This is a genomic window from Pseudomonas sp. VS40, from assembly GCF_018587885.1.
Lineage (GTDB): Bacteria > Pseudomonadota > Gammaproteobacteria > Pseudomonadales > Pseudomonadaceae > Aquipseudomonas > Aquipseudomonas pergaminensis.
This window is the reverse complement of record NZ_JAGYWD010000009.1, coordinates 79595-93494: the sequence shown is the minus strand read 5'-3', so window position 1 is coordinate 93494 and position 13900 is coordinate 79595. Positions and strand designations below refer to the sequence as shown.

Below are 13900 nucleotides of genomic sequence, written 5' to 3'. Positions count from 1 at the left end.
CGGCCTACCCGGGCTACGGTGTTGTCTTTAGGCTCGCACCACTTTCCTTCGCTTTTATGAGAACACCATGAACGCTACGTCCCACGCTACAACCACCATGACCCGGAGCATGGTGATGCTGTTCGCGTTTTGCTGCGGTGCCATCGTTGCCAACATCTACTACGCACAACCGATCATTGAACTGATCGCCCCGGACATCGGCCTCACACCCGCCATGGCCAGCCTGATCGTGTCGCTGACGCAAATCGGCTACGCCCTGGGCCTGTTTTTCCTGGTGCCGTTGGGTGACCTGCTGGAAAACCGCAAGCTGATGATTGCCACCACCGTGCTCGCCATCGTCAGCCTGTTGGGTGCAGCGGTCACCGAGCAGCCGAACCTGTTCCTGCTGGTGTCGCTGCTGGTCGGTTTCAGCTCGGTATCGGTGCAAATCCTGATTCCGCTGGCCGCGCACCTGGCGCCCGCCGAGTCCCGTGGCCGGGTGGTCGGTAGCATCATGGGCGGCCTGTTGCTCGGTATCCTGCTGGCACGGCCGGTGTCCAGCGTGGTGGCGGACCACTTCGGCTGGCGCGCGATGTTCATGGCGGCGGCGGCGTTGATGGCGTTTATCAGCGTGGTGCTGCTGATCACCATCCCCAAGCGCCAACCCGACCACAGCGCCAGCTATGGCCAACTGTTGCGCTCCCTCGGCACCTTGCTGCGTGAGCAGCCGGTATTGCGCCAACGAGCGTTCTACCAAGGCTGCATGTTCGCCACCTTCAGCCTGTTCTGGACCGCCGCCCCACTGGAACTGGCGCGCAATCACGGCCTGAGCCAAAGCGAGATCGCCCTGTTCGCCCTGGTCGGTGCGCTGGGTGCGATTGCCGCACCCATCGCCGGCCGCCTGGCCGATGCCGGTCACACCCACCGCGCTTCGCTGCTGGCCATGCTGTTCGCCGCGCTGAGTTTCCTGCCGGCTTTCGTGCACCCGTTGTACAGCGTGATCGGCCTGGCGGTGACGGGTGTCGTCCTGGACTTCTGTGTGCAGATGAACATGGTGCTCGGCCAACGCGCCATCTACGCCCTGGACGCCAACAGCCGCAGCCGCCTGAACGCGCTATACATGACCAGCATTTTCATCGGCGGCGCCTTCGGCTCGGCGATTGCCAGCAGCGTGTATGAACATGGCGGCTGGCTGGGAGTGATGCTGGTGGGCAGTGCATTCCCGCTGGTGGCGTTGCTGCGTTTTCTGAGTGCTTCCCGTGAGACGTCAGTAGCAACTGCCTGAGGTATTGGCGCCCTTTGCCAAAGCCGCCCGCCAGTGATGTAGGGCAGCTTTGGCTGGGTCATCGCCCAAGAGGACGCAGTGCCCTCAAGTACGTGAGGATAGCGACCGATAATAGGCTGAGTTCAACTTCATCCCCACAATGTCCCCGGCCCTTATCACCTTAGGACTGTTGACAAGAAAATCGGTGTACTGGTCTCCATCCAAATCAACGGCAACCCAGTACCGATCGTCTTCATATGACTTCCTGATGTAGACCTCACCCGCCCTACCCGAGAACCTTTCTACCTGTGTCAACGTGACACCCGACTTTGCAGCCATGTTGGAGATATCAAGCTTATCCTTGCCACTTATGAAGTCATCCAAGGTATCGAACTTGCGGCAGTTCGATTCAGAAGCAGAATTGTAGGTGTGCGTCTTGCCGTCCCTAGCGTCTTTTGTATCGCCCTCTCTTTTTGTCCTTGGCGTATCGGACGTTGAAGGAGGGGTTGGATCCGTCGCTGTCGGCGTACCTTTGGTTGAGGTCGGCGTGGGTTCGATTGGGATGGCTGGCTCAGGCGTGACCAACAAATCCATGTAATGAATTTTCCCTTTACTTTTCACCTGAAAGTCGGGTTTTCCATTCCCTGTCATGTCGATAGACAAACTTCCCTCAGCGGTGCTCTCGTTGTAGCTCAACACGGCATCGCCAGCACGGCCGGTAAAGGAATCAACCACATAAAGATGTTTCAAGGCAGCGCGGTTCAACAACTCGTACAGGCCTATTTTGTCAGTGCCGCTGACAAAATCCAGAATCTGATCAGGCGACTCTGGCGTGGAATCTGCGGCGCCTTCAAAGACAAAAACATCTGCCCCGCCCCCGCCTTCAAGCGTATCCGCTCCATTCCCACCCTTGAGGCGATTGCCGACCTCGTTACCGATCAGGGTGTCATCACCGGAACCACCGACAGCATTTTCCACCGTGACGCCTTTGGCGATGGAAACATTGTTATTCATGCCTCCGACGTCCGAAAAGGATTCGGCATTCAGGTTGATCTTCTGATTTTGGCGAAAACCGGAGAAGTCCAGGGTATCGATCCCACCACTGTCCCAAACGTTGAAAATAGGTTTGTCCTTGGCGCTCTCAAGACTGTAGAAGTCTCGACCGGTATTGGAATTGAAACCGTAGATCGTGTTGGTTTTTCGAGTATCGGTGTTCGCACCGTATAACCTCTGCACCGCAGCGATATCGTGCAGCATGGGGGCAGCGATTTTCTTCCCGTTGTAAGGATGATCGCCAAAAGACGCATTGCGGTAGCTCATGGCGGTGTAGGCGGTTGAGTCCTCCTGATAACTCGGGCCCGCTCCGTGAGGATGCTCAAGGCCAAGGGCATGACCGAGTTCATGGACCGCTACCAGATCAAACTGCGTCCCATGTTCCAGCTTTCCATCAGCACCGCCAGTACCGATATTTACCGATCCCACCGAGTTCCCCGTGGGCAGGGACGCGACGCCCCCACCGAATCCTGGTATGGCTGAGATATTGAGGGAGCCATCACGCCCTTGGGTATTCTCCTTGAACGTCACGTTGGTCACCTCCGCCCAGGACTTGAGACTCTCCCTGATCCGCGCCTTCTGATCGGAGGTGAATCTCGCGTCCAACGTATAAGAAAGGTCGACTTTCCCATCGTTGTCTTTATCCATCCATTTAAGCCCCCTTCGAGTAAGATGTTTCGCCGCCTGATCCGTCGTGTAGGAAGTTTGACCCATCGCCGATCTCATAGCGTGATAATTCAAAGCCCCAGCCGTGCTCGCAACTGTGGGAATATTTGTTGTTTTCATGAACCGCCCTCTGGATTTTCAGTAGCAACAAGACAACGCTCTACATAAGAGCAACTTACTAACAAACACACTATTAACTCAGCTGCAAAATCGCACGTAATAAATACACCAAACAAGCACATTACTTATACAAAGTGAAACGCTGGCCACTCACTGAAAACAAATAACCGATTAAAATTTATATCAACTTCTGTTCTTAGAAACTGTTAACGACTGGCGACAGTGTTTACATTTCCAAGCGTTTACCGGAACCACCCGAATATCCACTTCGCGGCGCTCGAGATACCTGAAAGTATTTGTTTGCCCACCCGCTCTAGCAGCCCGGGACCGTACCCTGGAGCCGGGTGGGGAACCGGTTCTGGCGTGGAGTCTGGCCCGGGATCAGGTTCCGGTTCTGGAGTGGGCTCTGCCGTGGGTTCGAGCGTGGGTAAGGGCGTCACGGCCGCGCTTTCACCGCTCCAGATCACATCCGCCTGCTTGATTTCACCCTGGCTGGTGATCAATAGATCAGCCTTACCCTTGCCCTTGGTATCCACCGACAGTGTGGAACGCCCGGTTGCCGCGTCGTGACTGAGCACGGCGTCGCCCGCACGCCCACTGAGGGCATCAGCGAAGGTCAACGACGTGAGACCCGCCTCTCGAAGTACGCCGGCCACATCGATTCTGTCGCTGCCGCTGGTGAAGTCCTGGATAAAATCAGGTGCCTGCGGTGTTGAATCGCTGACGCGGTCGTACACAAACGTGTCGGCACCTGCACCGCCGCGTAACGTGTCGCTGGCGCCTCCACCCTTCAAGCGGTTATTGGCGTGGTTACCCGTCAACGAATCGCTGCCGGAACCGCCAATGGCATTCTCCACGACCACGCCCTTGGCGATCGACACGTTCCCCCGTAGCCCCCCGACATCCGAAAACGCCTCGGCATTGAGGTTGATGTTTTGTCTGTGGCCAAAGCCGGAAAAATCCAGGGTGTCCTCGCCGCCGCCATCCCAGACGCTGAACACGGGTTCGTCGCGGGCGCTCTTGAGGCTGTAGTGCTCACGCTCGGTGTTGGAGTTGAACCCATAAACAGTGTTGGTATTACGAGTGCGCATATTCGCCCCGTACAGGCGCTGGAGGGCCGCAATATCGTCAATCATGGGCGCAGCCGGTTGCTGTCGGTTGAAGTCATGCCCCGGTTGCTTACGCTCCGACCAATAGCTCATGACGCTGCGGGCCTTGGTGTCCTGCGCATAGTCAGCATTGAACTCATAACTTCCACCGCCGTTATAACGGCCCGGATGTTCCAGGCCCAGGGTGTGCCCCAATTCATGGACCAACAAGGACAAGAAGTGACTACCCACTTTAGGGTTGGCGCCCGCGCCTCCTGTGCCTACATTTGCCGTTACGTTCGATTGGTACTGGTTGGGAAAGTCTGCCCAGCCCGACCAGGAACCCGGCATGCCTCTTATGACAATGGCCCCATCCACATGGGCACTGTTTTCGATAAAGGAAATGTTGGCAACGTCGGCATAAGACTTCAATACCTGCCGGGCACGTTCTTTCTGATGCGCGGTAAAACCGCTAGAGAAACTAAAGCCCACCACAACTTTACCGTCTCGATTTCGATCATGAAACTTGAAGTTACCTCGCGTTATCTGCTTAGCCGCCTGATCGGTATTTAACGACTTCTTATTACTTGGCCATCGGAAAGCGCCGTTATCAAACGCTGACATCAGGGCGTGCGACGGGTGCGCAGGCGGTTGCTGGGAAGGCTGCCTGACCGGAATATGCATGACGATTAATACTCTGGGTGGTGAAGAGCAATCCGTCCATGTAGGTGAAATACAAACGCTGACCCATCCGTTGTCAGGTGAATAAAACTCCCAAATTAATCACCCCTTCGCCACCCCTATTGCTTTGCAATACCGCTTAATAAACACACCCGTAAAAAAAACACACCACTGCCATTAGAAAACCTGTTATCTCGACATACTAAAATCGATAGACACTTGATTTTCCGCACGAAAAACCTTGTGAACAAACAACTAAATTCAGTCAGGATCTTAATTTCAAACATTAGGAAACCAACCAAACATACTTGAATAAAATCAGGCGAAAGTACCGCCCTTATCTGACAGCCTCGCCTCCAGCCGTTCGCGTTGCTGCCCAGTCATGGCCTGACTGCCCTAGGACCGCACCAACTTCTCCAATGCCGCGTCCGCCAAGAATGACGAGCGGCTTTTGACCTTGTGCTCTCGCACATAGCGGTCGATGCGCTGGATGACATAACCGGGCAGGGTCACATTGACCTTCTCGGTTTTGCCCAGGTAGGGCGTGACGTCCAGTTCCAACATACCCCAGCCCATCCCGGCGTAGTCCTCGTGGGCATGGTACTGGGCGACCGACGTGGGCATCGGAATCGTCCCGCCCTCTGCGGCGATCTCTTGCAGCATGATGTGCGCGACTTCCACGGCGGCGTTGTACGCCTCTTCAAAACTGTCCCCGGCGGTGACTGCACCTGGGATATCGGGGATCTGGATACCGGTGGCAGTGAAGTCATCGCCCCATTCGATACAGATTGGGTATTGCATGAATGTTCTCCTTAAAACTGAAACAAGCCGGCGCGTTTCCTGATGCTTCTGACGGTGCCCAGCGGCAAGTCCTTCTTTGGATGGGGCACTGGAAGGGTGTACGGGCTATAGCGATGGGTAAAAATATGATGACTTCCCGTGACCCGATCCAGCACCCAACCTGCCTCTTGCAGTTCCTTGATCAATAACCTGCTTTGCACCCGAGCCTCCTTGGCTTGGCCTGAATAAAAGTAACCCTGGAGTTATCTTTACTCAAGCACAAAATTCACACGCCTGACTGACGGCTGTTTTACTGAATATTGAAAGTACGCTACGGGAAACGCATGACACCGGCAGCCCATCGCCTTAGGCTTGAGCGCCGCCCAGCCAACAGGAACACCCGATGGACCGTCTCACTGCCATGGAAACCTTCGTTCACGTCGTGGAGACCGGCTCTTTCTCGGCCGCTGCCAAGCGCCTGGGCATCGGCCAACCCGCCGTGTCCAAAAGCATCGCGCAATTGGAAGCACGCCTGGCCGTGCGGTTGGTGCTGCGTTCGACCAGGGGCCTGACGCCCACCGAGGCAGGCCTGGCGTTTTTCGAAAAAGCCAAGAGCGCGATTTTCGAAGCCGACGAAGCTGACGAGGCCGCCCGTGGCGCGGGTGCAGGATTAACGGGCAACCTGCGGGTCAGCGCCGGCGTGACATTCTCCCGCATGCGGATCATTCCCAACCTGGGCCCCTTCCTTGACCAGCACCCTGGCCTGAACATCGACGTGTTGCTCGACGACCGCATCCTCAACCTGGTTGAAGATGGCATCGACGTCGCCCTGCGTATCGGCAACCTGAGTGACTCCGGTCTTACTGCTCGCCGGCTAGGCCAAAGCCCAAGCCGGGTGTTCGGCACACCGGCCTACTTCGAACGTTTCGGCGAGCCACAAAGCCCGGCAGATATCCTCAACCACCAGGCCGTGATCTACAGCCTCGGGGAGAGCCCGCTCTGGCCCTTCAAACAAGGCCCGCACGAGCAGGCCATAGCTGCTCGCGGGCGCTTGCGCGTCACTTCTTCCGAAGGCTTGCGCGCTGGCGTGCTCGCCCACCACGGCCTGGCGATGACGTCCGAATGGATGTTCGGCCCGGAATTGGCAAGGGGCGAGGTGAAAGCTGTGTTGACCGACTGGGAACTCCCGCCGAAGGATCTCTGGGCGGTACTACCGACGGGTCGAATGCCGAGTGCCAAGGCCAAGGCGTTTATCGAATACGTTGAAGGGTTAATGGCGTAGGGCCGTCCTGTATCCGTCGACTGATCGAATACCGATCACCTGTAGGCGCCGGCAAGCCGGCTCCTACGCGGTTGGGGGTGTTCAGATGATCCGGCCATCCCAGCCGACCGTGACATGCCGTGGCAACTCGCGGCGATGTTCCAGCAACCAGGCGTCCAGCGTATGCCCTACATGGGTCAATACGCCCAACTGCGCGCCGGTGTCCTCGATACTCTGCAACGCCAGCGTCAGGTCATTGTGATTTCGCGGCGCTTGCGGCTGCGGCGGCATGGAGCAATCCAGCACCAGCACGTCCAATGGTTCGCGTTGCAACCAGGCCAGGGTTGCCGGTGGCAGACCGACGGTGTCGGTGAGGTAGGCGATGCGTCGCCCCTCGCCTTCCAGCAGGTAGCCCAGGGTTAGCTTGGAATGCTGCAACGGCAACGCTGTGACGCTCAACTCGCCAAATTGGCGTGTTTCAAACTCGGCAAGGGGCTGGCTGAAATCCAGGATGCCAGGATGCTTGTACAAGTCCGACAACCCCTCCGGATCCGCTGGGCCGTGCACCGGAATCACCCACCCGTGCCCCCAGCGCAGGTGCAGCAAACCCTGGGCATGATCGGCGTGGTAGTGGGTCTGGAAAATCCCGTTGAAGCTGCGCGGCGGGAAGCGTTCGGTGAGGTCGGGCAAACCGCTGTCGATCAGCCAGCGCTGGTCGCCGCATTCGATCAGTGCGCTGCACGGGCGGCGGCGCAGGCTTTCGTCGCTGTGCGCCAGACCGCACGCGGGGCATTCACAGCCGTACACCGGGACTTGCCGCGCGTCACCGGTGCCGAGCAGGGTCAGGCGCATGCCGAATGACCGTGGTCGAGGCAGCAGAGCAGGCGCTCGACCGTATGAGCAAGCGGACCGGAGTTATCCAGCACAAACAACCCTGCCCCGTTGCCGGCAATCAGCTCGGCGGTAAACCGCGCATTGCGTGCCAGCCGCGCTTCGATGTCCGCCAGCGCCTCACGCCCGCGTGCGATCAAGCGTTGGCGCAACACCGCCTGATCCACCGTCAGCAGCAGCACCAACGCCGTCGGGTAGCGTTCGCGCGCCTGCGCCAGGTGCGCGCGCGAGCCGTTGACCAGCACGTCGTCACCCGCCGCCAGCCAGTCGTCGATTTCCTTGGGAATGCCGTAGGACAACCCATTGGCCTGCCAACTGAGGGCAAACGCGCCCTCGCCCTGCATCGTCGCAAATGCCTCGGGGCTCACGCCCTGCGCTGCTTCGCCCACCGCTTCCGCCGAGCGGGTGATGACGCGGCGCACAATGCGGCAACCGCGCTCGGCCAAACGGGGGCGTGCGGCGTCCAGCAGGCTGTCCTTGCCCGAGCCGGAAGGCCCGATGAGATAGATCAACCTGCCTGCCATCAAAACACCCTCTTCGCTTGTCGCCATACTTGTTGCACCACAGGAAGCCCTTCGCGGCTGCGGGCCTGGACCAGGTCGGCACGCAGGCCAAGGGCTATTTCGCCGCGATCCTTGAGGCCTGCCGCTTGTGCGGGCGCCAGGCTGATCATCTTGACCGCCCGCGACAAGTCGCCGCCGTCCTGCTGGTCGGCCAGCACGAACGCAGCCTGCAACAGGCTGGCCGGGTAGTAGTCGCTGGAAAGTATATCCAGCAATCCCTCGCCCGCCAGGCCCGCGGCGGCCACATTACCCGAGTGCGACCCACCGCGCACCACGTTCGGCGCGCCCATCAAGACTTTCATGTTCAGCGCCTGGCAGCCCTTCGCGGCCTCCAGGGTGGTGGGGAATTCGGCGATGGTCATGCCGTAGCGCGCCGACTCCTCCACATGGGCCAGGGTCGCGTCGTCATGGCTGGCCACCGACAGGCCACGCGCCAGGCAATGCTCGACGATCGCCGCGCGATAGCGGTCGCTGTACGCCAGGGAGTTGGCCTTTTGCAGCACGATGAACGCGTCCATGGTTTCGTCGTTCAGGTGGTACTTGCCCATGTAGTACTCACGGTACTTGGATTCGAGCACGAACTGGCGCTGGCCCGGCGAATGGTCCATCACCGAGACCAGTTGCACCAGCGGGTTTTCCACCAGGTCGCGGAACACGCTGAGCGTGTCCGGGTGGCACAGCTCGCAACGCAGGTGCAGGTGGTGCTCGGCGCGGGTCAGGCCGGCGCCTTCCGCCTGGGCGATGGCGTCGAGCATCGCCGGCAGTTTCTTCATGCGGTTGCCCTTGGGGTTCACGTCGCCGATGGACACCGCGTCGAACACCGTGGTGATGCCCGCTGCGATGATCTGCGCATCGTGGCTCAGCACGGCCGACGTCGACGGCCAGTCCACGCCGGGGCGCGGGGTCATGTGTTTTTCCAGGTTGTCGGTGTGCAACTCCACCAGGCCCGGCAAGAGGAAATCACCGCCCAGGTCTTGGGCCTGGGGCAGCTGGCTGCGGCCTTCGGCGAGGTCGACGATCTTGCCGTCGCGCAGCACCACCGAACCCAGGAACATGCGATCAGCCATGACAATCTGGGCATTACTGAGGATCTGTTCAGCGGGCATGGGCGTATTCCTCTGCGGCAACGGGCGTGGGGGTCATGTCGAAATGGCGGTCGGCCACCGCTTCACGGGCGGCGCGATCGTGGAAGATGCCGATCAGCGCGGCGCCCCCGGCCTTGGCTTCGTTCATCAGTTCCAGCACCACCTGGCGGTTGTTGTCGTCCAGGGACGCGGTGGGTTCGTCCAGCAGCATCACCGGCCAGGCCACCATGAATCCGCGCGCGATATTCACGCGCTGTTGCTCGCCACCGGAGAACGTACCGGGCGCCAGTTGCCACAGACGCTGAGGGATATTCAGGCGAGTCAGCAGATGTTCGGCGTGCTGTTGTGCATCGGCTTTCGACCAGCCACGGGCCAGGGCGGGCTCCATCACCACATCCAGGCAGGCCACGCGGGGGATCACCCGCAGGAATTGGCTGACGTAGCCCAGGGTCTGCTGGCGCACCTGGAGAATGTCGCGCGGCTCGGCGCCGACCAACTCCAGCCACTCGCCAGCATGGCGCACGCGAATGCTGCCACCCGCTGGCAAATAGTTACCGTACAAGGTGCGCAGCAAGGTGCTCTTGCCCGCGCCGGACTGGCCGTGCAGCACCAGGCATTCACCGCCCTGCACACTGAACTCCACCCCACGCAGCACATTGAGTACCACGCCGCTCTGCTGGTGCAGGGTGAAGGTTTTCGAGAGGTCACGGACCTCGATCAAGGCATTCATCATGGCTGCAATACCGAAGACACCAACAGTTGAGAGTAAGGGTGCTGTGGATCGTCGAGGATCTGGTCGGTGAGCCCGGTTTCCACCACCCGCGAGCGCCGCATCACCATCAAGCGGTCTGCCAGCAGGCGCGCCACGGCCAGGTCGTGGGTGACGATCACCACGGCCAGATCCAGCTCGCGAACCAAGCTGCGCAGCAAGTCGAGCAGGCGCGCTTGCACCGACACGTCGAGGCCGCCGGTGGGCTCGTCCATGAACACAAGGCGCGGGCTCGACACCAGATTGCGGGCGATTTGCAGGCGTTGCTGCATGCCGCCGGAGAAGGTGCGCGGCAAGTCATCGATACGCTGCGGGTCGATTTCCACCTGGCTCAACCAATCGAGACCGGCACCGCGCAGTTGCGTGTAATTGCGCACGCCCTGGGCCATCAGGCGCTCGCCGATGTTGGCGCCGGCTGACACGCCCATGCGCAAACCGTCGCGAGGGTTTTGTTCGACAAAGCCCCATTCGGTACGCAGCAACGTGCGGCGCTCGGCTTCGCTGGCGCTGTACAAATCCAGCCATTCGCCGTCCTTGCTGCGGTAGCCGATGCTCCCCGCCTGCGGTGGCAGCCGGCCGCTCAACAGCGAGAGCAAGGTGGACTTGCCCGAGCCGGACTCGCCGACGATGCCCAGCACTTCGCCGGGGTACAAATCGAAGCTCACGCCCTGGCAGCCCTTCTCCGGGCCGTACAACAGGGACAGGTCACGCACTTGCAGTAGCGGTGCGCCGGCTTTTTGCTTCAAAAGAACCTGGCTCATTGGTTGTTCTCCAGAACCCGTTGGGCGCAATACCAGGTGTCGGAACAGACAAAACTCTGGGTTCCCGCATCGTCCAGAATCAGCTCATCGAGGAACGACTCATGGCTGCCGCAGAGGGCGCAGTTGTGCTCCCATTTCTGTACTTCGAACGGGTGGTCTTCAAAGTCGAGGCTGGTGACCTGGGTATACGGCGGCACCGCGTACAGGCGCTTTTCGCGACCGGCGCCGAACAGCATCAGCGCCGGGCTCATGTCGAGCTTGGGGTTGTCGAATTTAGGGATCGGCGACGGGTCCATCACGTAGCGCTCGTCGACCATCACCGGGTAGGCGTAGCTGGTGGCGATATGGCCGAAGGTGGCGATGTCTTCGTAAAGCTTCACGTGCATCACCCCGTAATCATTCAAGGCGTGCATAGTGCGGGTCTCGGTTTCCGACGGTTCGATGAAGCGCAGCGGCTCGGGGATCGGCACTTGGTAGACCATGATCTGGCCAGCCTGCAGCGGCGTCTCCGGGATGCGGTGGCGGGTCTGGATCACCGTGGCGTCCGGTGTGGCTTCGGTGGTGGCGACACCAGCGGTACGGGCGAAGAAGCGGCGGATGGAGACGGCGTTGGTGGTGTCGTCGGCGCCCTGGTCGATGACCTTGAGCACGTCATCATCCCCCAGGATCGCGGCGGTCAATTGCATGCCGCCGGTGCCCCAACCGTACGGCAATGGCATCTCGCGGCCACCGAACGGCACCTGGTAACCCGGGATCGCCACGGCCTTGAGCAAGGCGCGGCGGATCATGCGTTTGGTCTGTTCGTCGAGGTAGGCAAAGTTGTAGGCCGTGTCATTCATGGCGGGAGCCCTCGGCGGGTTGACGCAGTTTGCGGATCAGTTCCAGCTCGGACTGGAAGTCCACGTAGTGCGGTAATTTGAGGTGCGAGACAAAGCCGGCGGCCTCGACGTTGTCGCAGTGCGCCAGCACGAACTCTTCACGCTGGGCCGGCGAGACGATCTCTTCGTTGTATTCCCCGGCGCGCAGCGAGCGGTCGACCAACGCCATGCCCATGGCCTTGCGCTCGGCGTGCCCGAACGCCAGGCCATACCCGCGCGTGAACTGCGCCAACTCGGTGGCCGAGCCGACGAACTGGTTGACCATCTCGCACTCGGTCACCTCGATGCTGCCCAGGCAGATGGGAAAACCCAATTCTTCCGGGTCGATCCACACCTCCACATCGCCGATGCGGATCTCGCCGGCAAACGGGTGGTTGCGGCCGTAGCCACGTTGGGTCGAATAGCCCAGTGCCAACAGGAAACCTTCATCGCCTCGGGCCAGGGCTTGCAGGCGTTCGGCGCGACTGGCGGGGTACTCCAGCGGGTCGCGGGTGATGTCGGCGACGGTGGCGTTGTCGTCGGCTTCATTCTTGATCAGGCCTTCTTTGGCGAGCAGGCCGAGCACCCGTGGGCAGGCTTCGATGCGCGCATCGGGCGTGGTTTGCGGGCCTGGATATTCACCTTCGGCCAGCAGTGCAAAATCCAACAGGCGATGGGTGTAGTCGAAGGTCGGGCCGAGCAATTGACCGCCCGGCACGTCCTTGAACGTGGCCGACAAGCGCCGGCTCAGCGACATGTGCGCGGTATCGATCGGCAGGCTCGGGCTGAAGCGCGGCAGCGTGGTGCGGTAGGCACGCAGCAGGAAGATCGCTTCCACCAGGTCCCCCGCCGCTTGCTTGATCGCCAGCGCGGCAAGCTCCTCATCGAACAGCGAGCCCTCGGTCATCACCCGCGCCACGGCCAATGGCAATTGCTCGCGGATTTGCGTCACGCTCAATTCAGGAATCGCGGTGTCGCCCCGGCGCTTTTTCGCCAGCAGGCGGTGGGCATTGTCGATGGCCTGTTCGCCACCTTTGACGGCTACGTACATCAGGCGTGCTCCTCTGCGATGCGGCTGCTGCGTGGCAGGCCGATCAGGTGATGGCCGGCGGCAAACAACACATCCAGGCCACGGGGGAAGGCTTCGCGACGCTGACGTTCCTGCCAGAAGGCTTGTGGCACCGGTAGGTGCACCTGGCGCGGGGCCTTGATGCCCGGGCCGCGCCAGAGCAGGCCGCGACCGGACTCCAGGTCGGTGAGCTGCACGAGCAAGGTGCAGGACTGGTCGGGGTAGCGGTCATTGCCGTGGTCGAAGCCGCTGAGGTCGAGCAGGTCCTGTTCACCGAGCAGCGCGAAGGCCGCGTCTTCGCGATTCGACGTCAACGGGCAGCCGCAGTGGAAGGCCAGGTTGGCGCGGATCAGCGGCGTGTCGAAGCTCGGTGAAAGCCACAGCGGCGTGTCGCCGTCCAGCAGCGCGAGGCACAGTGCATAGGTGGCCGGCGCCAGCCCATCGAGGCGCGGCGCGGACGGCAGGTGTTGGATCAAACCGGGTTCTGCCAAGGCTTTGAGGGCCGCACGAAAACCGCGCTGGGCATCCAGCACCGGGTCGACAAACGCCGGTTGCAACAGTTGCGCATTCATCAGTTTTCTCCTCGCACGAGGGTGAAGAACTCGACCTTGGTGGCCGCGGTGTCGGCTTCTTTTAGCGCGCGGCGCTGAGCCTGGGCACTGGCCAGCGCGGTGATCAAATCGCTGAGCCAAATGCTGGGTTGAGTGCCTTGCAGGTGAGCGTCGGCCAGGGCGGCCAACTCGGCATGGACCTTGTCGCGCCCGGCCAGGTAGCTGTAGCCGGTGCGGCCATCGGCCAGGCGCACCACGCAGCGGGTCACACTCATTTCGCCGACGTTGAATGGCGCGCCATTGCCGCCCATGCGGCCACGCACCAGGGTCATGCCGACTTCCGGGGCACGGATCAGTTGGTATTCCGCGTCTTTCAACGCGGCTTCGTGAGGTTGCAGTTCACTGAGTTGGGCGCGGGCGAGCACACCAATCCAATGCTGACGCGGGGACAGATTCATCAAG

15 protein-coding genes are annotated in these 13900 nt (G+C 60.7%); 2 read left to right on the top strand and 13 right to left on the bottom strand.

Annotated features, from left to right (window positions below; all coding sequences use genetic code 11):
• Positions 1 to 67: 67 nt before the first annotated feature.
• Positions 68 to 1264: an MFS transporter gene (locus KHP07_RS24190; protein ID WP_214498154.1), complete on the top strand. Its 1197-nt coding sequence runs from the start codon at positions 68 to 70 to the stop codon at positions 1262 to 1264.
• 84 nt (positions 1265 to 1348) lie between these two features.
• On the opposite strand, the gene KHP07_RS24185 is transcribed toward KHP07_RS24190, so the two are convergent.
• The 4 genes from KHP07_RS24185 to KHP07_RS24170 form a co-directional block, all read right to left on the bottom strand.
• Complete coding sequence (locus KHP07_RS24185) at positions 1349 to 3082, bottom strand: M10 family metallopeptidase C-terminal domain-containing protein (RefSeq protein WP_214498153.1); 1734 nt, start codon at positions 3080 to 3082, stop codon at positions 1349 to 1351.
• 242 nt (positions 3083 to 3324) lie between these two features.
• Positions 3325 to 4854: a M10 family metallopeptidase C-terminal domain-containing protein gene (locus tag KHP07_RS24180; RefSeq protein WP_078047608.1), complete on the bottom strand. Its 1530-nt coding sequence runs from the start codon at positions 4852 to 4854 to the stop codon at positions 3325 to 3327.
• A 393-nt stretch (positions 4855 to 5247) separates the two neighbouring features.
• Complete coding sequence (locus tag KHP07_RS24175) at positions 5248 to 5652, bottom strand: type II toxin-antitoxin system HicB family antitoxin (protein ID WP_078047607.1); 405 nt, start codon at positions 5650 to 5652, stop codon at positions 5248 to 5250.
• 11 nt (positions 5653 to 5663) lie between these two features.
• Positions 5664 to 5852 (bottom strand): type II toxin-antitoxin system HicA family toxin, encoded by a 189-nt coding sequence (locus tag KHP07_RS24170; protein ID WP_073859991.1) that lies wholly within the window; start codon positions 5850 to 5852, stop codon positions 5664 to 5666.
• A gap of 182 nt (positions 5853 to 6034) precedes the next feature.
• On the opposite strand from KHP07_RS24170, the gene KHP07_RS24165 reads away from it, so the two are divergent.
• Positions 6035 to 6913, top strand: a complete 879-nt coding sequence (locus KHP07_RS24165; RefSeq protein ID WP_100491196.1) for a LysR family transcriptional regulator — start codon at positions 6035 to 6037, stop codon at positions 6911 to 6913.
• Between the two features lie 81 nt (positions 6914 to 6994).
• Here the strand turns inward: KHP07_RS24165 and phnP are convergent, their stop codons facing one another.
• Genes phnP through phnG form a run of 9 tightly spaced genes read right to left on the bottom strand, consistent with a single transcriptional unit; the run spans position 6995 to position 13896 of the window.
• The gene (phnP, locus tag KHP07_RS24160; protein WP_214498152.1) at positions 6995 to 7744 is read right to left on the bottom strand and encodes a phosphonate metabolism protein PhnP; all 750 of its coding nucleotides are present in this window, start codon (positions 7742 to 7744) and stop codon (positions 6995 to 6997) included.
• Complete coding sequence (gene phnN, locus KHP07_RS24155) at positions 7735 to 8307, bottom strand: phosphonate metabolism protein/1,5-bisphosphokinase (PRPP-forming) PhnN (protein WP_214498151.1); 573 nt, start codon at positions 8305 to 8307, stop codon at positions 7735 to 7737. Before phnN ends, phnP begins: the two co-directional genes overlap by 10 nt.
• The gene (locus tag KHP07_RS24150; RefSeq protein WP_214498150.1) at positions 8307 to 9452 is read right to left on the bottom strand and encodes an alpha-D-ribose 1-methylphosphonate 5-triphosphate diphosphatase; all 1146 of its coding nucleotides are present in this window, start codon (positions 9450 to 9452) and stop codon (positions 8307 to 8309) included. Before KHP07_RS24150 ends, phnN begins: the two co-directional genes overlap by 1 nt.
• Complete coding sequence (gene phnL, locus KHP07_RS24145) at positions 9442 to 10161, bottom strand: phosphonate C-P lyase system protein PhnL (RefSeq protein WP_214498182.1); 720 nt, start codon at positions 10159 to 10161, stop codon at positions 9442 to 9444. The genes KHP07_RS24150 and phnL overlap by 11 nt, the downstream gene beginning before the upstream one ends.
• Complete coding sequence (phnK, locus tag KHP07_RS24140) at positions 10161 to 10961, bottom strand: phosphonate C-P lyase system protein PhnK (protein WP_078047601.1); 801 nt, start codon at positions 10959 to 10961, stop codon at positions 10161 to 10163. The genes phnL and phnK overlap by 1 nt, the downstream gene beginning before the upstream one ends.
• The gene (locus tag KHP07_RS24135) at positions 10958 to 11800 is read right to left on the bottom strand and encodes an alpha-D-ribose 1-methylphosphonate 5-phosphate C-P-lyase PhnJ (RefSeq protein ID WP_078047600.1); all 843 of its coding nucleotides are present in this window, start codon (positions 11798 to 11800) and stop codon (positions 10958 to 10960) included. Before KHP07_RS24135 ends, phnK begins: the two co-directional genes overlap by 4 nt.
• Complete coding sequence (locus KHP07_RS24130) at positions 11793 to 12869, bottom strand: carbon-phosphorus lyase complex subunit (protein WP_100491201.1); 1077 nt, start codon at positions 12867 to 12869, stop codon at positions 11793 to 11795. The genes KHP07_RS24135 and KHP07_RS24130 overlap by 8 nt, the downstream gene beginning before the upstream one ends.
• Positions 12869 to 13459 (bottom strand): phosphonate C-P lyase system protein PhnH, encoded by a 591-nt coding sequence (gene phnH / locus KHP07_RS24125; RefSeq protein WP_214498149.1) that lies wholly within the window; start codon positions 13457 to 13459, stop codon positions 12869 to 12871. Before phnH ends, KHP07_RS24130 begins: the two co-directional genes overlap by 1 nt.
• Positions 13459 to 13896, bottom strand: coding sequence for a phosphonate C-P lyase system protein PhnG (gene phnG / locus KHP07_RS24120; RefSeq protein WP_214498148.1), 438 nt, complete (start codon positions 13894 to 13896; stop codon positions 13459 to 13461). The genes phnH and phnG overlap by 1 nt, the downstream gene beginning before the upstream one ends.
• Positions 13897 to 13900 lie beyond the last annotated feature (4 nt).